The sequence below is a fragment of the Streptomyces sp. NPDC050161 genome, from assembly GCF_044460025.1.
Classification (GTDB): domain Bacteria; phylum Actinomycetota; class Actinomycetes; order Streptomycetales; family Streptomycetaceae; genus Streptomyces.
Window position 1 is genome coordinate 180,925 of the sequence record NZ_JBITJM010000016.1, and the last position, 20,055, is coordinate 200,979.

Sequence of the window (20,055 nt, forward strand, 5' to 3'; positions counted from 1 at the left end):
CTGCCGGGTTGCACGCTGCCGGGCCGCTTCAAGGGCCATTGGCGTGCAGGGCCGGGAACCGGCGGCACAGAGCGGCTGCGGGCCCGTGGCGGGCTTGCCGTGGCGCGTATGCGTGTACTGGTCAGCGGCGGAGCCGGTTTCAACTGGTGGGAGGCGTACCGCCAGTTGGTCGAGCGCTACTACCAAGGCGCGGGGGGCGTCCGCCCGTACAGCTATTTCGTCTGGGCCGACCTCGCCTGCACGGTCCTCGTCGGGACATCTCTGGCCCCCGGTTGATGCGCGAAGCCCCGCCCCGGCCTGGACAGCGATGTCGCATGGACAGGCCGGAGCGCAGCTTCCCTTCTTCTTCCCCGCCGGATTCGTCCGCCGGTCAGTGGAACGCGGCGAACATTCCGGGCTCGTAGGAACCGCCCTGCTGGTGCACGATCACGGCGAGCCGGTTGGCCGCGTTGATCAGGGCGACCAAGGCGACCAGCGCGGCGACCTGGTCGTCGTCGTAGTGCTTGCGTACCTGGGACCAGGTCTCGTCGGACACGCCGTGATGGGCGTCGGCGAGCCGGGTGCCCTCTTCGGCGAGCGCCAGCGCCGCCCGTTCGGCCTCGGTGAACACGGTGGACTCGCGCCAGGCGGCGACCAGATGGAGCCGAGTGGTGGTCTCACCGGCGGCTGCGGCCTCCTTGGTGTGCATGTCGATGCACCAGCCACAGCCGTTGATCTGGCTGGCGCGCAGCGACACCAGCTCCTGCGTGGACTTCGGCAACGGCGACTGCTGGATCACCAGACCGGCGCCTGCGAACCGCTTGGCGAACTTGGCGGCGATCTCGTTGCCGAACATGTCGAATCGGGTGTCCATGGCTTCGTCCTCACTCGTGGTGTTGAACTGAACGAACACGAGATGCCGGCCACCCGCTCCCTGTGACAGCGGCGGCCGTGTGACGTGCACCACCGCCCAGGGGTGTCACAAAGCCGTGTCGACCGGCGTCCTGTGTGCGTGGCACCGTCGAGAGCGAACAGGCAGGAGAAGCCGGTGAAGAGCGAGCACAGCGAGCGCACAGAGGGCCCGTCAGGGCAGCTCGCCGGTGGCGGACGCGCGGGCCCCGCCACCGAGGCGTTCGTCGCCCATCGCAACCTGCTGTTCACCGTCGCCTACGAGATGCTCGGCTCGGCCGCCGACGCGGAGGACGTCCTCCAGGAGACCTGGCTGCGGTGGGTGGGCGTCGATCTCGGCACGGTGCGGGATCAGCGTGCGTACCTGGTCCGGATCACCACGCGTCAGGCGCTGAGCCGACTGCGTACGCTCAGCCGCCGCAGGGAGTCCTACGTCGGCACCTGGCTGCCCGAGCCGCTGCTCACCGCGCCCGACGTGGCCGATGACGTCGAGCTGGCCGACAGCGTCTCGATGGCGATGCTGCTGGTGATGGAGACGCTGACGCCGACCGAGCGGGCGGTGTTCGTGCTACGTGAGGTGTTCGACGTCGAGTACGACGAGATCGCCGAAGCCGTCGACAAGAGCCCGGCCGCGGTCCGCCAGATCGCGCACCGGGCACGGGCACACGTCGCGGCGCGTCGGCCGCGTGGGACCGTTTCCCCGGCCGAGACCCGAGACGTGCTCGATGCGTTCCGGCGGGCGGCCGAAACGGGTGATCTGCAGAGCCTGCTCGACATCCTCGCGCCCGAAGTCGTCCTCCTGGGCGACGGCGGCGGAGTCAAGCAGGCCGTCCTGCGGCCCATCGTGGGCGCCGACAAGGTGGCCCGCCTGCTGACCGCAGGGCTGGGCAGGGTCACCGGAGTGTCGCTGCGGCCTGCACAGGTCAATGCCCGCCCGGCGCTGATCATCCGGCTCAACGGCGCGCTCGACACCGTCGTGGAGGCGCGCATCGACAACGGCCTCATCACCGGGCTCTACGCCGTACGCAATCCCGAAAAACTGTCACATATGCGGCGGGAGAACACCCTGCACCGCTGAGCCCCGGCCCTGGCGTCTTCACCTCTTCACCTCTCCGCCTTGTCGCCTCTTCGACGGATCGTCGGCGCGTGCTCATTCGCTGTCGATCCGGGTGCGGTCGCGGTGCAGGGTGACGGTGCCCGTCCGCAGGCCGTTCCAGCCGTAGCCGTGGCCGTTGTACCGGCTGGTCTCGTACGACCAGCGCAGAACAGACCGATGGCGTCGAAGTAGGCGGCCATCCGTCCGGCGCCGGGTGTGGACGCGTAGCGGGTGCGCAGCCGGCTGGTCAGCTCGCCCAGCTTCTTGTCGGCTGCGGCGATGCGCAGGCAGGTGTCGTCGATGGCCTGCTGGAGCGTCCTTCGGTGGACGTGCAGCAGGGGGCTGATGGCATTGAAGTAGTCGCCCTGGAAGCACTCCCACCGGTAGGAGAACAGGTCGTTGGCGAGCATCGCGTGCTCGACGGCCAGCAGCTTCAGTTCGTTCAGCTCACGGTCCCGGTCGAGGAGCGCGGTCAGGTCCAGGTCGAGGACGTACTCGATGGCGACGATGTAGGGGCGCAGACCGACGCTGACCCGGCGGATGTCCAGGTAGGTGTCGAGGTCGGGGATCTCGTGTCTGCGGCGGTGCACGTTTTCCTCAAGGGTGTGGCCGAACCAGTCCTGCCAGTCCTCGCGGTACCTGCGGTACACGCCGTGGGGCATGCGGTCTTCGAGGCGGCCCCAGATGTTGGAGAACGCGGGGCCGTAGGGGTGGCCGGCCGCCCAGTCGTCGGCGATCTCGCCGAACAGGCCCTGTTGGAGCAGGGCGACGTCGTCGACCTCGAACATCAGTGACGTCACGCACGAGGAGTCGACGACGCGCTGGGCCAGACCGGTCGGGTAGACCAGGGAGTCCCACAGCGGGTAGCGGTTTTCCAGCATGCGCCCCTGGGCGTCGGCGTCGGGGAACGGCAGGAATTCCCGCACCCACGCGGCGTTCTCCTCGTAGATCGTGGGGTAGTCCGAGTTGACCTTGGCGACGCTGGAGCACGCGACAAGGGGGAGACGGTAGCGGTCCCCAGGGGTGAGGAGCCGGCTCGGCGCGTGGGTCATGGGGCGGTGATCCTCTCTCTGGAGACGTCCGTCCAGTTAACCGGGGCGGGGAGCGGGAGTGAACCGGTCGCGGCCGGGGAGTGCGTGAATGCGTTGAAGGCTGGCGGATTTGTGAACAGGGTCGGTCATCGCTCATCAAGCCGATGACTCGGGCGCCGGCTGGGTGCGGAGCTGCTCGGGCTCCTGGAGGACCTTGTCCGCGTACTGGTAATTGGTTACCTGGATCTTCATGTACTGCGTTCCGGAGAACACCCAGTACTGGTCCGGCTTACCCGGTAGGGGCATCGCCGCGTCGATCCTTCCGTTGAATCTCTGGGGTGAGCCGAAGGTCCAGAGTTTGGTTTCCACCGGGCCCCGCTGGACCGTGCCCCCTGGCTTCCCGTCGCCGTTCAGTTCCGTCCGGACGTATTGGCCGTCCGAGAACACCCAGACCAGGTTCGGAGTCTTCGGCACCGGCATCACTGCGTCGATGTGGTCGGGCGGAAGCCCTCTGAAGGCATGGGCCCAGTCGCTGATCGGGAAAGGTCCCGCTGTCAGCGTGTCGCCGTATGGCGGGCTGTCGGCGACTTCCATGCGGATGTACTGGTTCTGAGAGAACACCCAGTACTGGTTGAGAGTGCCCGGCACGCGCATCACGGCGTCGATTCCGGCCTTGAATTGCGCCAGTCCAAGGGTGTGAGTCCACTGGACCCGCGAGGAAGGGCCCGTCAAATTCTCCAGCACCGGATGCTTCGAGGAAGAGATCCTGACCCGGAGGTAGTGGTCGCCGGCGAACAGCCAGTACTTGCTGGGTGTGTTGGGATGCGAGTCGTCGCCCGGCACCGGCATGACCGCGTCGATCTTCCGGCTCCCGAGCGGCAACTCGAAGGCCGGCTCTCCGGTGTAGGTCGGCGCAGGCTTCTTGGCGTCACCGCCGCCCTGCTCGCTCACCGGCCACAGGACCCGGGCAAGCGTCCCGCCGCCGGCCGCGACCGCGGTGGCGGAGAGCGCGGTGAGCAGACGGCGCCGGCTCGGCCTCCGAGCGGCCGGTCGGGCGGGGGAGCGCGGTGACCGCACCGGGCCGTGCGGTTCCGGGGCGGGGTCGGAAGTCTCCCGGGTTGAGCGGGAGAGCGCGGAACCCTTCCGGCCCGCGACGGGTGTGGCTGCGGTGAGGCTTTCCTGGCTGCCCGTCAGTGGGTGGGTCTCCGCCGTTTCGACGACGTCAGGAGCAGGCCGGTCGGTGCCGGTCCGCAGTGTGGGCACGGCACCGGGGTCGTTCAGCTGTGTGGAGAGCCGGCGTAACTCCGAGGTGAGGGGCCCCGGGAGCCAGTCGTCGTAGTGGGGTGGGCCGAAGCGCTTCGTGAGCGCCGCTATCGTGGGGCGCCTGCCGGGGGCCTTGTCCAGGCAGGCCGCCGTTGTGCGCGCCAAGCCGTCGGGGAGCGCCTCCAGCCAGGGTTCGTCGTGCACGGTGCGGTACATCAGGACTTGCGGGTGGGCGGTTCCGAACGGACCGCTGCCGGTCGCTGCGAAGACGAGGACGCCGCCGAACGCGAAGACATCTGCCGCCCCCGTGAGTTCGGGGCCCGTCGTCGTGAGTTGCTCCGGTGCCATGAACCCGGGCGTGCCGAGGGAGGTGCCGGCCGTCGTCAAGGTGGTGTCCACAGCGGAGCGTGCGATCCCGAAGTCGATGACGCGTGGACCTGCGGCGGTGAGAATGATGTTCGAGGGCTTGAGGTCGCGGTGCACGAGGTTCTGCGCGTGAATGGCCGACAGGGCCTGCAACAGGCCGGACGCCAGCAGCTCCACGGTGTCTTCCGGCAGCGACCCGTAGCGGTCCACGGCGCTGCCCAAGGGGAGGCCCGGCACGTACTCGGTGGCCATCCACGGCACATCGGCGTGGGGAGCGGCATCGACCACCGGTGCCGCGAACGGCCCGCTCACCCGTTGAGCCGCGGCCACTTCGCGGGCGAACCGCTTCCGGAAGCTCCTGTCGTCGGCGAGTTCGCGGCGCGTGGTCTTCACTGCCACCGCACTCCCGTCCGGCGTGCGGCCGAGATAGACCCGGCCCATCCCGCCCGTACCGAGCAGTCCGATGATGCGGAAAGGCCCGACGTGCCGCGGATCGTCGTTCGTCAGTGGTTGCACCGACTCCCCCTCTGCGCCTGAGGTCCCACACCGCGCAGTATTTCTCATGCCCAGCCAACCGGCCTTACTTCCCGCCCATCCGCATCTTGCTCGCCTCCCAACTTGGTCGAACAGGTGGAAGCCCGGCATGAGTTGGTGATCTGATGTCCTTTCACGTCCGCGTCAGTCCGCCTTTGTCCGCGGTGTCCCCGCAGGTCACAGCCTTCATCCGGGACGGGGCGGGCCGCGCCGGGGCGGGCCGGGGCGGGGCGGGGCGGGGTGGGCCGGACGAAGGGCCGCCTGGCCGTCCAGCGCCCCAGGAGGGATGTAGCAGTGCAGGATTCAGAGGGTTCAGAGGAGAACGCTCCCGGAGAGTGGGGCCGCCTCGAAGGCGCGACGGACGAGGCCGACGCGTTCGCCACCTGGTTACAGGAGATCGTCGGCCATCTGACGGTGCGCCAGTTGGAGGAGACGTTCTTCGTCGTCCCCGGTAGCAGCCGCACGCAGTGGAGCAGGTACTTCAGGGCCGTACGGCTCCCGCCCGAACCCCTGCTGGAGGCCGTCATCAAGAAGCTGGCGCCCCCATCCGGTACGGCGCAAACAGGGCGAACCCTCTACAGGCTTGCCGAAGAATCCGAGACCCGGACGGAAGCTCAGCAGCCGGCCCCTCCCTTCGAGGCGCCGCCCGCACCCGAAGCCGAGCCCACGGGCGAGCCGTCCCGTTCGCCGCGACGTGTCACCACCAAGCGTCTGGGCTACGCAGCGGCCGTCGCCGCACTCGCCCTCGCCGCGGGCTCCCTCGCCTGGATCGCCCCCTGGGACAGCGCAGGTACGGAACCCTTCACGCTGGACGGGACTTATCGGGGCAATGCAAGCAACGGCGACGTCGCTGTTGCCACGTTCCACCCGGGCAGGATCGGCGAAAGCGTCGGAACCATCGAATGGCCCGGCCTGTCATGCACAGGCGATCTCCAACTCTCCAGCGTCAACGGAGCCGAAGGCGTCATCCGGGAGAAAATCACGGAAAGATCCAGTTCTTGCCTGCCGTGGGCAGACCTCGGATTCACCATCACAAAAGGTGAGGTCCACCTTGATTGGCTCAAAGACGAGAGGACCGCGGTGCTCGTCCCCGACTGACCACTCACCGGACGAACCGCCCGAGACGGCCCCGCCCCGCGCGACCACCGTCGCGCATGAGTACGTTTACGGATAGCCCGCCGCCGCCATGATCAGCAGGATGATGCCATGGCTGATCATGAAGCGCGCCCCTACGCCCGAGTGCAACCTTCCGCGGACCATCGAGCCGCAGAGGCCTTGATGAAGGCGGTCCTCGCCGTGGCGGCCTTCGCGGGGGTGGCCCTGCTGCTCTACCTGACCCTCTTCATCGGCGGCTTCGCCCTGTCGAACTGACCGTCGCACCGCGTCCGCGTCACCCGGGTCCGCCTCCGCCTCCGCGTCTTACAGCGAACCCAGCCGTTCGGGCTTCCTTGTCAGTGAACCTGGTCGCTCTTCGGCCCGATGTCTTTGATCCTGGCCGGAGTTCCGTCCGGGGTGAACGAGTGGTGGAAGGTGAAGGCGTGCGGCGCGGCGCCGTGGTCGTGGAGGTGTTCCAGCCTGGCAACCCCGTCCTGCCAGGTGGGTATCACGCCGTCGGAGACCCACCAGAACACGTAATTCGGGTGTTCTGCCCTCTCGAACCAGTCGTAACGCCTGTTCAGCGCGGCACGGTGCAGACCGGTGTAGATGGCGTCGAAGGCGGGGCGCAGGCCGGTCCAGAGCGAGAGGGTCGCGGCCAGGGCGGTGGTTTCCGCCGTACGGCCCTTGCCGTACCAGGTCGGTACGGTGAACTCTCCCCATGCACCCCAGTCCGCATCGAAGTGTGAGCCCCGGCCTCCGTCTGCCGCTTCAGCGCGCGCGAGGTATCCGGGGTGCTGGCTGATCTGCCGGTAGACGGCCTCACCGCTGTCGTAGAACTCGCGCGTGAGAGGCGTGGGATCGGCGAGAGGTGACTTCAGGACGCCGAATGTGTACAGAGCAAGATGGGGCATGCGTCTCTCCCTGGTTGGGGGTGCCTGGCGTGGGCCCGGTTCGGTGGCTTACGCATAGGGGCGGGGGTTCGTGGGGCGTGGCCAACTCATCCCGTCGCGGGTGGCTCAGCCTGAAGGGACTGCTGTGCGGCCGTGGGCGACCGCCGAAGACCAGGTGAAGGTAGCTGCCTCTGCGGGCCATGTCGAAGTTGCGTTTTCCCTGCCCAAGTGGCTTCTTGCGCCGGTCATTGCGGGGGCTGGGGTGGTGACGGGCGGGGCAGGGTGCGGGGTGCCGGTGGTGCGCGCGCAGGTGGCGCTGAACGCCGCGCGTTGAGTCGCTGCGCCTCTCTCTGCCGGCCAAGTACCTAGCGCGCGGCGAGCCGTTCCATCAGGGCGGCGCTGCGCGCCAGCACCTCTCGCTCCTCGCCGGTGAGTTCGCTCTCGATGGCCTGGGCGAGCCAGCCGGCCCTGCGCCCGCGCTCCGCCTCAAGGGCGGTCTGTCCCGCGGGGGAGAGTTCGACCAGGGACTTGCGGCCGTCCGTGGGGTGCGCCCGGCGGACGACCAGGCCCTGTTCCATGAGCAGCCCGACCGCGCGGGCCATGGACTGGGGCCGTACGCGCTGATCCGCGGCGAGGTCGCTGGTGGTCATGGCCCCGTCGCGGTCGAGGGTGCCGAGTACGGAGACCTGGCCGTGCGGAATCCGGTCCTCGTGCTTCACGCGGCGCGTGAGCTTGCCCATCGCGGTACGCAGTTCGGTGGCGACGGCAGCGGGTTCCGGGGTGGGCATAAGGCACTTTAACCGGTGATCGCCAGCGGGGCTGCGCACCCTGTCTGTGCAGCTGAACTGAGCAGCACAACTGAACAGACACACTGAACAGCAATACTGCACAGCTGAACTGAACAGCATTGCTGTAGAGTCAGTGTCGTCGCGGCACGCGCCAGCGTTGTCGCAGCAGGGCCGCGGCGCGCACCAACGCGAAGGACCTCCCATGGTTTCCACGGCAGTTGAGTCCACCGTCATCCAGTCCGTCACCGCCCGCAGGGTCCTCGACAGCCGGGGCAACCCCACCGTCGAGGCCGATGTCCTCCTCGCCGACGGATCCCTCGGCCGCGCCGCAGTCCCGTCCGGCGCCTCCACCGGCGCACGGGAAGCAGTGGAGCTGCGTGACGGGGATCCCGGGCGCTGGCACGGCAAGGGCGTCGATCGTGCGGTCGCCCACGTCAACGGCGACATCGCGGCAGCGGTAGTGGGGCGCGACGCCGACGATCAGGCCGGCCTCGATGCCGCGCTCATCGCACTCGACGGCAGGCCGGACAAGTCCCGCCTCGGCGCCAACGCACTCCTCGGCGTCTCCCTCGCCACCGCCAAGGCCGCCGCGGCGGCCCACCGCCAGCCCCTCTACCGCTACCTCGGCGGGGCCGACGCCCGTCTCCTCCCGCTGCCGATGATGAACATCGTCAACGGCGGCGCCCACGCCGACAACCCGCTGGACTTCCAGGAGTTCATGATCGCTCCGGTGGGCGCGGAGACCTTCGCCGAAGCCGTCCGCATGGGATCCGAGGTCTTCCACACCCTCCGCCGCGACCTGCTGCGCGCCGGGCACGCCACCGGCGTCGGCGACGAGGGCGGCTTCGCCCCCGCACTGCGCACCGCGGAGGAGGCGCTCGACTTCGTCATGGCGGCCATCGACCGCACCGGATACCGGCCCGGCACGGACATCGGACTGGTCATGGACCCGGCCTCGTCGGAGTTCTTCCGGGACGGTACGTATGTGTACGCGGGCGAGGGCGTGCACCGCACACCCACCGAGCACGCCGACTACCTGGCCAAGCTGATCGACGCGTACCCGATCTTCTCCATCGAGGACCCGATGGCCGAGGACGACCTGGACGGCTGGCGGGAGCTGACCGCCCACGTCGGCGACCGCTGCCAGCTCACCGGCGACGACGTGTTCTGCACCAACGAGGATCTGCTGCGCGAAGGCATCCGCACCGGCGTCGGCAACTCCGTCCTGGTCAAGGTCAACCAGATCGGCACCCTGACCGAAGCCCTCGCCACGGTCGCCACCGCGCACCGCGCGGGCTGGACCGTCGTCATGTCGCACCGCTCCGGCGAGACGGAGGACACCACCATCGCCGACCTGGCGGTGGCGACGGGCTGCGGCCAGATCAAGACCGGCTCACTGTCCCGCTCCGACCGCACCGCCAAATACAACCAACTCATCAGGATCGAGGAGGAGTTGGGCGCATCGGCGCGGTACGCGGGCGGAGCGGTGCTGCGCCGCTCCTGACGAACCGCATCACCTTTCCAGCCAAGAACGTGATGATCCTGATGACGTCTGCGAGGGCCGGGGTCGGCTTGCTCGTCGGGGTGGGGCGGGAAAGGATCGGCGGGTCGTGTCGGCGGGAGTGGTCGGCGATGCAGAAGAAGGGCGAGGTGGGGTGGGATGAGCGAGCACGGTCGGCGGCGGCGTCACCGTACGGTGGACCGGGTCGCGTGGATCCTGGAGGCTGCCGCGCGGGCGCCGGGCGGGGTGACCGTGGCCGAGCTGGCGCGGACGGTCGAGGCACCGGCGAGTTCGGTGCAGGACCTGGTCAACGGCCTTGTCGCGACCGGTTTTCTGCTGGAGCAGCACGGGCGCTTCCGGCTCGGGCCCGCCCCGCACGTCCTCAACCTCATCGCCGGCCGGGTCGTCCCGCGGATCAGTCAGGCCGAGCTCAGCGAACTGAGCCGCGTCGCGGGTACCCCGGTGCTGCTCACCGTACGGGTCGGGCTCGACGCCGTGTACCTCGCGCGCGGCGGCGAGGACCACATTCCCCGCCTCGTGCCGCTCGCTGACCAGCACATGGCCCGGCCGCTGCTGCGCACCGCCGCGGGGCGGCTGCTGCTGGCCTTCACCGACGAGGCGGAGCGCCGTGGGCTGCTCGACGAGCTGGCCCGCCACGACCCCGATGCGGTCGCCGAGTTCCGCTCCGCTCTTCCGGCGATCCGCGCCTCGCGGATCAGCCGCAGCGAGGGTCTGGCCGACCCCGAGGTCAGCGCACTCGCGATCCCCGTCACCGACGGCCCCGTCGTCACGGGAGCCCTCGCACTGATGCACCGGCGCCGTGGCCGCTCGGAGCGGCTGCGTCTGGACCGGGCGGCGGCCCGGCTCCTCGCGCACATCCAGGAGTGGCGGACCTGACGACGTTCGCATCAGTTCACGGATATCCGTGAATCCGGGCGCTCGTGCGGTGCCGGGAACGAACATCCCGGCATGACTTCGCACACGCTGAACACGGCCGATACGACGCCGAAGCTGCCGCCCACCGGCGAGATCGTCTCCCAGCTCCTGCACACCCTCGACGACCCCGAACCGGCCCGGGGGACCGGGGACATCACGGTCGTCGGGGCCGACCCCCTGGTGCCATCGGTGCACCGCCTCGCCGATGCCATGTCCGCCGTGATCGGTGTCTTCGGGCGGCAGATGGCGGCGGTCGGCGAACAGCGCGGTCACCCGCGCCAGAGGGTGGAGGTGCAGGCCGGGGCCGCGATCGACCAGCTCATGGCGACGTATCACACGACGCTGTCGGGGCGCCCGCTCGGTGTTCTGCTCGACGATCCGACGCTGCTCGGCAACAACGACTTCTACCGGGCGCGTGACGGCCGGTGGATCTTCCTCATCACCACCTATCCGCATCTGCGGGACGCGGTCCACTCCGTGCTGAGGTGCGGACTCGACAAGGTGGGGATCGCGCAGGCCGCGGCCGACTGGGACGCCTTCACGCTGGAGGAGGCCATCTGCGCGCGGGGCGGCGTCGCCTGCGTGGTGCGCAGCCGCGACGAGTGGCTCGCGCACCCCGCGGGACGGTATGTGGCGCAACGCCCGGTCGTCGAGATCGAACGCGTCGGTGACGGACCGGTCCGGCCTCTGGAGCCGATCGACGCGGCCGATGAGGCGCTCGCGGGCGTACGCGTACTCGACCTCACCCATGTCATCGCAGGTCCCGTCTCCACGCGGCTCCTCGCCCAGTTCGGCGCCGACGTGCTGCACCTGACGCGTCCCGACCGCCCCGACCCGATCCCGATGATCGCGATGACCGGCGGCGGCAAGCGCAACGCCTACTGCGACCTGCGCGACGACCACGACCGTGCGGCCTTCCACGACGCGCTCCAGGACGCGGACGTCTTCGTGCACGCCTACCGGGGACTCGCCCGGCACGGGGCGTCGACCGAGGAACTCGTCCGGCGCCGCCCCGGACTCATCACCCTCGAATACCACGCCTGGGGCGCCGACGGCCCCTGGGGCGAACGCGGTGGATTCGACCAACTCGCCTGCTCGGCAACCGGATTCGCCGTCGAGGAGTGGACGGACCGGCCTTCGCTGCCGCCGACATACCTGCTCAACGACTACCTCGCCGCCTACCTCGGGGCCGCCGCCGTCACAACGGCCCTGCGCCGACGTGCGACGGAGGGCGGCTCCTGGCGGATCCGCGTGACCTTGGCCGGGGTGTGCCACTGGGTGCAGGAACTCGGGCTGCTGGCACGGGAGGACGTACTCGACCTGCCCCGGCCCGGACGCGCGCCGCACGCCGCGCTGTCGACCACCGGGACCGACTTCGGCCCGCTCACCGAACCGGCGACACCGTTCGCGTACAGCGGGCGCACGGTCCCCCAGCCCGGCCGGCGGTCCCCGCTCGGGTCCGCTGCGCTCCAGTGGCGCTAGGCCATTTCCACCGGCTGTCGCCTGTCGCCTGTCGCCTGTCGCGGGTCGGCTACCGCACCCGCCAGGCCGCCGGCGAGCCGCCGATACCGCGCCACCGTTCGCCCGCCCGCCCCACCCGATACCCCAGGAGGCACTGGAAGATGTCCGAGAACCCGAGCGGCCCGTCCGGCCGCGGACTCCTCGCCGGAGTCCGCGTCGTTGAGCTGGCCAGCGTGATCATGGCCCCGTACGCCGCTCAGCAGCTCGGCGACCTGGGCGCGGATGTGATCAAGGTCGAGCCGCCCACGGGCGACATGACGCGTCACTACCCGCCGCGGCGCCACCCCGGCATGGGCGGCACGGCACTCAACCTGAACCGCAACAAGCGCAGCGCCGCCATCGACCTCAAGGCCCCGCACGGCCGCGACGCCCTGCTCGCCCTGCTCCGCACCACCGACGTCTTCATCACCAACCTGCGCCCGCAGGCCCTGGACCGGCTCCACCTCGGCTACGACGACGTCGCGGCCGTCAATCCCGGCCTGATCTACGCAGGCGCCCAGGGCTTCCGCAGCGACAGCAGCTACGGCACCCACGCCGCCTACGACGACATCATCCAGGCGGCCAGCGGCCTGGTCTGGCTCAACCACCAGGTCTCAGGACAGCCGCACTACGTACCCACCGTGCTGGCCGACAAGATCTGCGGCATGCAGATCGCCCAGTCGGTCCTGGCCGCGCTGCACTACCGGGAGCACGGCGGCACCGGCCAGCACATCGAGGTCCCGATGGCCGACACCATGCTCGCCTTCAACCTGGTCGAGCACCTGGGCGCGGCCACCCTGGAGCCCGGCGGGGAGTTCGGCTCGCCCCGCTCGCTCAGCCCGCAGCGCCGCGCCCAGCGCACCGCCGACGGCTGGATGTGCATCCTTCCCCACAGCGACCGCAACTGGCGGGACTTCACCGCCTTCGTCGGCCGCCCCGAACTCGCCGCCGACCCGCGGTTCGCCACAGGACCCGACCGGGCCCGCAACGCCGACCAGTTCTATCCGCTGCTCGCGGAGCTGACTCCGCACCACACCACCGCCGAGTGGCAGGAGTTCTGCGACCTGGCGGGCATCGCCGCCGCCCCCGTGCTCGACCTGGAGTCCGCCGCCACCACCGCCTACGCCCGCGAGGGCGGCCTGCTGCACGAGGCCGAACACCCCACCGAGGGCCGCTACCTGGCCATCGGCCGTCCGGTCCGCTACTCGGCCGACCCGGATCCGGAGCTACGGCCCTGCCCTGCCATCGGCCAGCACACCGACGAGGTGCTCCGCGAAGCGGGCTTCGACCCGGCCCTGCTCCACCCCACGAACTGACCGAACTCCCGTACCGATCGCCGCACCCATCCCCGTACCGATCCCCGTACCGAAAAGAAACACACCGCCCATCCACCAACCCCGGAGCGAATGAACCATGTCCATGTCCCCTTCGACTTCGACTTCGACGCTTTCCCCGATGGCGTTCCCCGACGTCACCCTGCCCGAATCGGCCCGTCGGCTGCGCACCGAGGTCCGTGCCTTTCTCGACGAGGAGCGCGCCCGCGGCACCGTGCTCGGCCGCCCCGACTCCTGGCTGGCCGGCTGGGATCCCGGCTTCAGCCGCCGCCTCGCCGAGCGCGGCTGGGTCGGCATGGCCCTGCCCACCGCGTACGGCGGCGCGGGCCGCGGCTTCCTGGAGCGCTACGTCGTGATCGAGGAACTGCTCGCCGCAGGCGCCCCGGTCAGCGCCCACTGGGTCTCCGACCGGCAGGCCGGGCCCTCCGTGCTTCAGCACGGCACCGAGGAGCAGCGCCGCTTCTTCCTGCCCCGGATCGCCGCCGGGCAGTGCTTCTTCTCCATCGGCATGAGCGAGAAGTCCAGCGGCTCCGACCTCGCATCGGTCGCCACCCGCGCCCAACGCACCGCCGACGGCTGGCGGTTGACCGGCACCAAGATGTGGACCGGCGGCGCCCACGTCAACGACTACGCCATCGTGCTGGCCCGCACCGACGACGCCGAGGACAAGCACGCCGGCCTCAGCCAGTTCATCGTCGACCTGCGCGCCCCGGGCGTCAGGATCGAGCCGATCCACCTGATGAGCGGCGAGCACCGCTTCAACGCCTTCCACCTCGAAGGCGTCGACGTCCCCGACGGCATGCTGCTCGGACAGCCGGGCGACGGATGGAAGCAGGTCACCGGCGAACTCGCTTTTGAACGCAGCGGCCCGGAACGCTACCTGTCCACCTTCCCCCTGCTGATCTCGCTGCTCCGCGAACTGGAGCAGCGCCCGGCCACGGCCGAACAGCTCACCCAGGTCGGCATCCTGACGGCCCGCCTCTACAGCATCCGCCGCCTCTCCCTCGGCGTGGCCGCCGCACTGGACGCCGGAGCCTACCCCGACACCCAGGCCGCCCTGGTCAAGGACCTCGGCACCCGTCTGGAAGGCGCACTGATCGACACCGTACGCGCCGTCCTGCCCACCCCGGCCGACCCGCACGCCACCCCCGGAACCCACGCCGAACTCCTCGCCTTCGCCCTGCTGCACAGCCCCGGCTACACACTGCGCGGCGGCACCAACGAAATCCTTCGCGGCATCATCACTCGCGGTCTGGAGCAGCACTGATGAACACCCACACGATCGACACCAGCACCCCCGTCATCCCCGCCGACACCTACGACACCACCGCCTTCTACGCCCACCCCGACACCATCGCCACCGTCACCAACACCACCGCCCCCGACGCCGTACCCCTCCCGTCCCCTGACGCCCCCACAGCGGAACTCCTTGCCGCCGCCCAGGAGGCGGGACGCCGCGCCGTGCCCGCCCCGCTCGCCGAGACGGCCCTGGTCGCCCGCCCGCTGCTGGACCGCGTCGGCCTCCCCGTCCCCGACGGCCCGCTCAGCTACGCCATCGACCCCGAGCTGACGATCCGTTACGCCCATCCCGGAGCGTCCGCCGTCGGCTCCGCCGGCTGCTCGGGCGACGACGACACCCTGCTGGTCACCGGCACGCTCCGGCGCGTCCCCTGGGGCCGCTCGGCCACCGCCGTGGTGATCCTGGCCACCGCCCCCTCCGGCCCCGTCCTGTTCACCATCGCCCCGGACCTGGCCGTCGTCACCCACGGCGGCAACCTCGCCGAGGAGCCCCGCGACGACTTCCACCTCGCCGCACTCGAAGTTCCCGCCGCGCAGGTCCGCCGGATCTCCCCGGAACTGCTCGACGAGGCCCGGCTCCGCGCGGCCCTGCTGCGGTCGGCCCTGATCGCCGGAGCCGCCGAACGCTGCGTGGAGCTGACGGTCGCTCACACCACCACCCGCACCCAGTTCGGCCGTCCGCTCAGCCGCTTCCAGGCCGTCAAGCAGGAGGAGGCGCGGCTGATCGAAGAGGCCGCCCTGGTCCGCGCCGCCGTCCAGGCAGCCGCCGCGCCGCTGGACGCCGGCGGTCCTGCCGCACAGGTCGCCGTCGCCGCCGCCAAGACCCAGGCATCCGCCTCCGCCGCCGAGATCGCCCGCATCGCCCACCAACTCCACGGCGCCATCGGCATCACCCGGCTCAACCCGCTCCACCTCGCCACCACCCGCCTGTGGTCCTGGCGCGACGAAGACGGCGACGAAACCCACTGGGCACACCGCCTGGCCCGCCCCCTCACCGCCACCACCCTCTGGCCCACCCTCACCACCACACCCTGACCCCTCCCACACCCCCTTCCTGATCGTCCGCGGTCACCCCGAGACCACTGCGGATTCCGACGGCGCCGGGCCACCCCGGCGCCGTCGGCCGCTATCCTCAACTGCCCCTATCCCACGGGGTGTTCGGTGTCGTAATCAGCGGTTGAACGGCAGCTCTCATCTGATCGCGCAGCCAGCGTGAGGCGAAGTCGTCGTCGAGCCGTCGGTGCCAGCGGAGTCCGACTTCGGCCAAGGACAGGTCCAGGGGCACCGCGTGCCGCCGCAGGGGGACATGCCGTTCGACGAGGTGTTGTGCCATGACGCGGGGCGCGAGGCAGATGACGTTCTCCTCCAGGGCGATGAGGGCCGCGACGGCGTCAGGACAGGACTGCTCGACGACATCGTCGGCGGAGGATTCCGCCTGCTGGTCACCGAGCAAGCACTTCGCACGCTGGACCTGCCCACGCTTGAGCAGGTCGGCATCACCGTCGTCGGCTTCGGCCCGTCCGCCACGAACCGCGTCGTGAGCACCGGCCTCCCTTCCCACCAAGGCACGCAAGCCCGCAGCGACAAAACCGGCGGTGAGAACCACTGTCGCCACATCACCACATACAGGGCCACGTAATTTTCCACAGCCAAGTGCTAGCCTCAGTAAGGGAATTGGCGAGGACGAGAACTCGCGGTGAAAGATGGTGGTGCGCATGCCGACCAAAACGCCGGCCGAGCAGGCTCTGGCCCGTTCCTACACCACCGGTGACAGGAAGATCAGCTTCAACGTCGATGAACTCTCGGTCAGTCACCAACCGGATCGAAGCGCGACGTTGACGTACTGGCTCACCGTGGAAAGGGAAGGGCTCCAGAGCGAGCGTTGGGAATTCACACTCCCTTGGGACGACAAGTCCTTCCTGGATGTGCTCACTTCACCCGCCCCGGACCCCGAACGGCTCCAGCAGCTTGTACACATCGTTCGTACTGCGCTGGAGGAGTGGTGGGACACCAAACGGCATAGTCGCAAGTCGGCAAAGATGGGACGTCAACTTCCCTGAGCCGCCGCCAGGCCGAAGCCACCCACGCACCGCCACGCCGCGACAAGCGAGGCACGGCCGTCTTTCCCTCCTCAACTCCGCGTCAAATTCCCCTGAAAATAAATCAGTTCGGGACTCCGAGGCCGTCCAGGACGATACGCAGGGTGCGTTCGATGGCCTCGTCTCCGCCCGGGGTTGTTACGTGGGCAAGGGCCCGCAGCAGCAGGGATACGTCCTGCACGGTGACGTCCGCTCGGGCCGCTCCGGCCGTCTGGGCGCGTTCGAGGGCGCGTCCGAGGGTGCCCAGGAAGGCGTCGGCCGCCGAGGTGACCTGCGGGGACAGGCCCTGCCCGTCGTCGCTGTGCGGCGGCAGCAGGTCCATGAGCGCCATCTTCGCGGCGCCGACGGACACCAGGGTGCGGAGCAGGGTGCTGAACGCCTCCGCGGGATCGCTGATGCTGTCGGCGAGGTGACGCGCCTGGCCGGTGAGCCCGTCGAGATAGCGGGCGGCCGTGGCCTCGATCAGGTCCTGCTTGGTGGGGAAGTTCCGGAAGACGGTGGCGATGCTGACCTGCGCCCGGCGGGCGATTTCCTCCGTGGAGGCCGCCGCTCCCTTCTCACCGAAGACCTGCTCGGCCGCGAGCAGGACACTCTCCCGGTTGGCGGCACCGTCTCGGCGCATGACGACTCTCCTTGCTAACCGTAGCGAAGGCTACGTATGATGCGTAGTGGCGACTTCGCTTAAGGGTATGGGAATGCCCCGTCGCACGCCACTGCCTCGGCAAACGCCCGCCAGACCGTGGCCGGCTTCGACAGGCGCGGAGTCGACCCCAGGCGCTCGCACACGTCCACGCCACCCCACCGAGGGTCCGCGCGCGTGCTGCGTGCCGCGAACGGCGCCTGTACGGCGCCCGGACAGTCAAGGAGTGTCAGCAATGTCCGTACTGGACGAGAACACCACCGTCGTGATCGTGGGATCGGGTGTCGCCGGTCTCGCTCTGGGCAACTTCCTGCTCCGCAGCGGGGTCGACTGCGTCATCCTGGAGCGCCGCAGTCGTGACTACGTGGAACAGCGGCAACGGGCGGGAGTCATCGACGCCCGCGCAGCCCGGATGTTCCGCGAGTGGGGCCTGGGGGAGCGGGTCCTGGGCGGCGTGCCCGTCGAACCGGTCATGAATTTCCGGATCGACGGTCGGACGCGCCCGTACCGCTTCCTGGCCGACGACAACGGAGACGGGCGCTTCTGCCCGCAGCAGGTCCTGGTGCGCAACCTCATCGACACCTTCGTGAGCGACGGCGGAGATCTGCGCTTCGAGGCCGAGGACGTCGCGCTGGAGAACATCTGCGGTGAGCGGCCCCTCGTGCGCTACCGGGACGCTGCCGGTGCCACGAGGACGCTCAGCTGCGAACTCGTGGCCGGCTGCGACGGAGACCGCGGGGTGAGCCGGGCGACCATTCCCGACGATCGCATCACGCGCTACACCCGAGAGTTCGGCTACGCGTGGCTGACCGTGCTGGCGGAGATCCCGGCCAACCACCAGTCGATGATGGCGATCCATTCCCGTGGGTTCGCCGGCCAGTTCGCGCGCGGCCCGCACGCGAGCCGCTTCTACCTGCAGTGCCCGCTTGACGACACCACGCAGCACTGGCCCGACGAGCGCATCTGGGCTGAGATCGAGGCCCGTTTCGGTGAACCCATAGCTACCCCGGGGCCGATCTCCAGCAAGCAGATGGTCCCGCTGCGCAGCGTGGTCTACGACCCGATGAGCTACGGACACCTCTACCTGTTGGGCGACGCCGCCCACATCGTGCCGCCCATGAGCGCCAAGGGCATGAATCTCGCCCTGCACGATGCCGACGTTCTGGCCAAGGCCATGGTCCGCCAGGTCAAGCACAACGACACGACCCTGCTCAAGGAGTACTCCACGACGTGTCTGCGGCACGTGTGGAACTACCAGGCATTCGCGGCCTGGTTCACCGACCTGATGCACGACGGCGGTGACGCCTCCTACCGGGGCGAGTTCCAGCGCCGGATCGCCCGCGCAGAGTTCGAGCGCCTGTATGCGTCGACCACAGCGAACCGGCTGTTCAGCGAGTTCCTCACCGGCCTGAACTAGCCACCGCCTCGCGGTCCCAGTTGGTTCACCGACGACCTCGAACGCCGACGCCGCACCGAACGTGACCGCCGTGGCGGCGGAGTTCGGGGTGCGCGGCGTGGCGTGTCCGGGGTGGCGTGTCCGGGGTGGCGCCGGGACTGACCGATGGGGGTCAGAAGTCGTAGGGCTTCTTGGTGTTCCAGTTGAGTACGTCGGCTTCGTTCCAGGTGAACTGGGGCTTGTCGCCCTTGGTGGCGACGGAGTAGTAGGGGCCGTTGTGGCCGTCGGTGCTGCGCAGTGCCATGGCGAAGTTGTCGGCGGTGTGGTTCTTGGAGCCGTAGTCGAAGAGGTTGACCGCGCTGTAGAGCTTGCTGCCGGGCTGGAGGGTGAGCTGCTTGTTGCCGCCCTGGTCGTCCTTCTTGGAGTGCGGCAGTGCGGCGCTGTCGACGTCGCCGCCGAGCTTGACGGAGGGGTAGGAGGTGACCCAGCAGGGCGTGGTGCCGGTGTTGGATGCGGTGATCAGGAGGTGGTCGCCCTGCTGGCCGGCGAAGCGGTGCTCCGCGGTGACCTGCAGTTCGTCGCCGACGCACTGCCGGGCGTCGGCCGTGGTGCCCTTGCCCGCGGTCTGGCCCGTCCCGCCCGATGCGGCCGTCGAGCGCGCGCTCGCCTTGGCGTCACCGCCGCCGTTGGCCTGCTCCGCGCCGTCCTTGCCGTCCTGGGATGCGGGCCGGCTCTGTGCGGTGTTGGCGGTGTGGTCGGTGCCTGCTGCCTTGGAGTCGCCGTCGGTGCCGTTGCAGGCGGTCAGGCCCAGGGCCAGTGCGGCGGTGACGGTGGCCAGGGCGGCGGTACGGATCCGGGAAGTGCGCATGATCGGGTTCCCCCTGCGTTCGTGCGGGACTTCCTTGGACCGTTCCCGCGGTGTGGACACCACTCTTCCCGGCACCACTGACGTTCCGGCAACGCCTCACTCACGTCCCACTGACACACCACGCACGAACAGATATGCCAAGCCACGGGCCGCTCCCGCCCTGGCTTGGGCCGCGCCGAAGCCACGGCCGCGCAGCCCGGCGACGTCCCGGCCGTGCAGGTGGCGCCGGTCGTGTGGTCCGAGGCTCCTCTCCATGGCGGCAAGTTCCACTCCAAGCGCCTCGCTGTCCACTGGGAACGCCGCGCCGAGCTCCCGACGCCCTCTCCTGCCTGGCCCGCAGCCCCATCTGCTGGCGACGTCTCAAGGAGGCCCGCTCGTGACCGTGTTACGAGCCCTGCGTACGAGCCCGAAGGGGCTCGTGTAGTGTTCCCCGAGTTGCCACGGAGCCAACCGGCCCCACGGCAGCCATCCGCCGCTTCGCGGCACACCACTACTGCACGACTCCTCACCGGGAACAATTTCGGCATG

At 69.7% G+C, this 20,055-nt stretch carries 19 protein-coding genes; 12 read left to right on the plus strand and 7 right to left on the minus strand.

The features are described 5' to 3' along the window. Positions 1–108: 108 nt before the first annotated feature. Complete coding sequence (locus tag ACIBK8_RS24990) at positions 109–276, plus strand: hypothetical protein (RefSeq protein ID WP_399044102.1); 168 nt, start codon at positions 109–111, stop codon at positions 274–276. 94 nt (positions 277–370) lie between these two features. Here the strand turns inward: ACIBK8_RS24990 and ACIBK8_RS24995 are convergent, their stop codons facing one another. After that, positions 371–853, minus strand: coding sequence for a carboxymuconolactone decarboxylase family protein (locus ACIBK8_RS24995; RefSeq protein ID WP_399044080.1), 483 nt, complete (start codon positions 851–853; stop codon positions 371–373). A gap of 174 nt (positions 854–1,027) precedes the next feature. On the opposite strand from ACIBK8_RS24995, the gene ACIBK8_RS25000 reads away from it, so the two are divergent. Continuing rightward, positions 1,028–1,966, plus strand: coding sequence for an RNA polymerase sigma-70 factor (locus ACIBK8_RS25000; protein WP_399044081.1), 939 nt, complete (start codon positions 1,028–1,030; stop codon positions 1,964–1,966). A gap of 26 nt (positions 1,967–1,992) precedes the next feature. Here the strand turns inward: ACIBK8_RS25000 and ACIBK8_RS25005 are convergent, their stop codons facing one another. Together ACIBK8_RS25005 and ACIBK8_RS25010 are read right to left on the minus strand one after the other, a co-directional pair. Beyond that, the gene (locus tag ACIBK8_RS25005; protein ID WP_399044082.1) at positions 1,993–3,036 is read right to left on the minus strand and encodes a terpene synthase family protein; all 1,044 of its coding nucleotides are present in this window, start codon (positions 3,034–3,036) and stop codon (positions 1,993–1,995) included. Between the two features lie 135 nt (positions 3,037–3,171). Next, entirely contained in the window at positions 3,172–5,289 is a 2,118-nt protein-coding gene (locus ACIBK8_RS25010; RefSeq protein WP_399044083.1) for a serine/threonine protein kinase, read from the minus strand. 183 nt (positions 5,290–5,472) lie between these two features. On the opposite strand from ACIBK8_RS25010, the gene ACIBK8_RS25015 reads away from it, so the two are divergent. Then, positions 5,473–6,276 carry a hypothetical protein gene (locus ACIBK8_RS25015; protein ID WP_399044084.1) on the plus strand — a complete coding sequence of 268 codons (804 nt, stop codon included), beginning with the start codon at positions 5,473–5,475 and terminating at the stop codon, positions 6,274–6,276. Positions 6,277–6,629: 353 nt separating this feature from the next. Here the strand turns inward: ACIBK8_RS25015 and ACIBK8_RS25020 are convergent, their stop codons facing one another. Both ACIBK8_RS25020 and ACIBK8_RS25025 read right to left on the minus strand, forming a co-directional pair. After that, a complete protein-coding gene (locus tag ACIBK8_RS25020; protein WP_399044085.1) occupies positions 6,630–7,187 on the minus strand; it encodes a DUF3291 domain-containing protein in 558 nt (185 codons plus the stop codon). A gap of 344 nt (positions 7,188–7,531) precedes the next feature. Continuing rightward, positions 7,532–7,954 (minus strand): MarR family winged helix-turn-helix transcriptional regulator, encoded by a 423-nt coding sequence (locus ACIBK8_RS25025; protein WP_399044086.1) that lies wholly within the window; start codon positions 7,952–7,954, stop codon positions 7,532–7,534. Between the two features lie 202 nt (positions 7,955–8,156). Between ACIBK8_RS25025 and eno the strand changes: the two genes are divergently transcribed. The 8 genes from eno to ACIBK8_RS25065 all read left to right on the plus strand — a co-directional run bounded on the left by eno (position 8,157) and on the right by ACIBK8_RS25065 (position 16,584). Further along, positions 8,157–9,458, plus strand: a complete 1,302-nt coding sequence (gene eno, locus ACIBK8_RS25030) for a phosphopyruvate hydratase (RefSeq protein ID WP_399044087.1) — start codon at positions 8,157–8,159, stop codon at positions 9,456–9,458. Positions 9,459–9,614: 156 nt separating this feature from the next. Further along, positions 9,615–10,352: a helix-turn-helix domain-containing protein gene (locus ACIBK8_RS25035; protein WP_399044088.1), complete on the plus strand. Its 738-nt coding sequence runs from the start codon at positions 9,615–9,617 to the stop codon at positions 10,350–10,352. A 72-nt stretch (positions 10,353–10,424) separates the two neighbouring features. Further along, positions 10,425–11,873 (plus strand): CoA transferase, encoded by a 1,449-nt coding sequence (locus ACIBK8_RS25040; RefSeq protein ID WP_399044089.1) that lies wholly within the window; start codon positions 10,425–10,427, stop codon positions 11,871–11,873. Positions 11,874–12,013: 140 nt separating this feature from the next. Beyond that, positions 12,014–13,207, plus strand: a complete 1,194-nt coding sequence (locus tag ACIBK8_RS25045) for a CaiB/BaiF CoA transferase family protein (protein ID WP_399044090.1) — start codon at positions 12,014–12,016, stop codon at positions 13,205–13,207. Between the two features lie 139 nt (positions 13,208–13,346). Continuing rightward, positions 13,347–14,492, plus strand: coding sequence for an acyl-CoA dehydrogenase family protein (locus ACIBK8_RS25050; RefSeq protein ID WP_399044091.1), 1,146 nt, complete (start codon positions 13,347–13,349; stop codon positions 14,490–14,492). After that, positions 14,492–15,559 (plus strand): acyl-CoA dehydrogenase family protein, encoded by a 1,068-nt coding sequence (locus ACIBK8_RS25055; RefSeq protein WP_399044092.1) that lies wholly within the window; start codon positions 14,492–14,494, stop codon positions 15,557–15,559. The genes ACIBK8_RS25050 and ACIBK8_RS25055 overlap by 1 nt, the downstream gene beginning before the upstream one ends. Before the next feature lie 271 nt (positions 15,560–15,830). Then, positions 15,831–16,163 (plus strand): hypothetical protein, encoded by a 333-nt coding sequence (locus ACIBK8_RS25060; protein ID WP_399044093.1) that lies wholly within the window; start codon positions 15,831–15,833, stop codon positions 16,161–16,163. Positions 16,164–16,239: 76 nt separating this feature from the next. Beyond that, the gene (locus ACIBK8_RS25065; RefSeq protein WP_399044094.1) at positions 16,240–16,584 is read left to right on the plus strand and encodes a hypothetical protein; all 345 of its coding nucleotides are present in this window, start codon (positions 16,240–16,242) and stop codon (positions 16,582–16,584) included. A 103-nt stretch (positions 16,585–16,687) separates the two neighbouring features. Here ACIBK8_RS25065 and ACIBK8_RS25070 read toward each other — a convergent pair whose 3' ends face one another. Next, the gene (locus ACIBK8_RS25070; protein WP_399044095.1) at positions 16,688–17,245 is read right to left on the minus strand and encodes a TetR/AcrR family transcriptional regulator; all 558 of its coding nucleotides are present in this window, start codon (positions 17,243–17,245) and stop codon (positions 16,688–16,690) included. 253 nt (positions 17,246–17,498) lie between these two features. Between ACIBK8_RS25070 and ACIBK8_RS25075 the strand changes: the two genes are divergently transcribed. Next, entirely contained in the window at positions 17,499–18,680 is a 1,182-nt protein-coding gene (locus tag ACIBK8_RS25075; protein WP_399044096.1) for a 4-hydroxybenzoate 3-monooxygenase, read from the plus strand. A 151-nt stretch (positions 18,681–18,831) separates the two neighbouring features. Here the strand turns inward: ACIBK8_RS25075 and ACIBK8_RS25080 are convergent, their stop codons facing one another. Further along, entirely contained in the window at positions 18,832–19,527 is a 696-nt protein-coding gene (locus ACIBK8_RS25080) for a DUF4232 domain-containing protein (protein WP_399044097.1), read from the minus strand. Positions 19,528–20,055 lie beyond the last annotated feature (528 nt).

Bases quoted from the DNA above. Each gene is read 5' to 3' on its own strand.
- ACIBK8_RS24990 (WP_399044102.1), top strand. From the start codon at position 109: ATGCGTGTACTGGTCAGCGGCGGAGCCGGTTTCAACTGGTGGGAGGCG.
- ACIBK8_RS25045 (WP_399044090.1), top strand. From the start codon at position 12,014: ATGTCCGAGAACCCGAGCGGCCCGTCCGGCCGCGGACTCCTCGCCGGA.
- ACIBK8_RS25055 (WP_399044092.1), top strand. From the start codon at position 14,492: ATGAACACCCACACGATCGACACCAGCACCCCCGTCATCCCCGCCGAC.
- ACIBK8_RS24995 (WP_399044080.1), bottom strand. From the start codon at position 853: ATGGACACCCGATTCGACATGTTCGGCAACGAGATCGCCGCCAAGTTC.
- ACIBK8_RS25080 (WP_399044097.1), bottom strand. From the start codon at position 19,527: ATGCGCACTTCCCGGATCCGTACCGCCGCCCTGGCCACCGTCACCGCC.
- ACIBK8_RS25005 (WP_399044082.1), bottom strand. From the start codon at position 3,036: ATGACCCACGCGCCGAGCCGGCTCCTCACCCCTGGGGACCGCTACCGT.
- ACIBK8_RS25010 (WP_399044083.1), bottom strand. From the start codon at position 5,289: ATGCCGGGCTTCCACCTGTTCGACCAAGTTGGGAGGCGAGCAAGATGC.
- ACIBK8_RS25050 (WP_399044091.1), top strand. From the start codon at position 13,347: ATGGCGTTCCCCGACGTCACCCTGCCCGAATCGGCCCGTCGGCTGCGC.
- eno (WP_399044087.1), top strand. From the start codon at position 8,157: ATGGTTTCCACGGCAGTTGAGTCCACCGTCATCCAGTCCGTCACCGCC.
- ACIBK8_RS25065 (WP_399044094.1), top strand. From the start codon at position 16,240: ATGCCGACCAAAACGCCGGCCGAGCAGGCTCTGGCCCGTTCCTACACC.
- ACIBK8_RS25075 (WP_399044096.1), top strand. From the start codon at position 17,499: ATGTCCGTACTGGACGAGAACACCACCGTCGTGATCGTGGGATCGGGT.
- ACIBK8_RS25025 (WP_399044086.1), bottom strand. From the start codon at position 7,954: ATGCCCACCCCGGAACCCGCTGCCGTCGCCACCGAACTGCGTACCGCG.
- ACIBK8_RS25060 (WP_399044093.1), top strand. From the start codon at position 15,831: ATGCCGTTCGACGAGGTGTTGTGCCATGACGCGGGGCGCGAGGCAGAT.
- ACIBK8_RS25035 (WP_399044088.1), top strand. From the start codon at position 9,615: ATGAGCGAGCACGGTCGGCGGCGGCGTCACCGTACGGTGGACCGGGTC.
- ACIBK8_RS25040 (WP_399044089.1), top strand. From the start codon at position 10,425: ATGACTTCGCACACGCTGAACACGGCCGATACGACGCCGAAGCTGCCG.
- ACIBK8_RS25070 (WP_399044095.1), bottom strand. From the start codon at position 17,245: ATGCGCCGAGACGGTGCCGCCAACCGGGAGAGTGTCCTGCTCGCGGCC.
- ACIBK8_RS25020 (WP_399044085.1), bottom strand. From the start codon at position 7,187: ATGCCCCATCTTGCTCTGTACACATTCGGCGTCCTGAAGTCACCTCTC.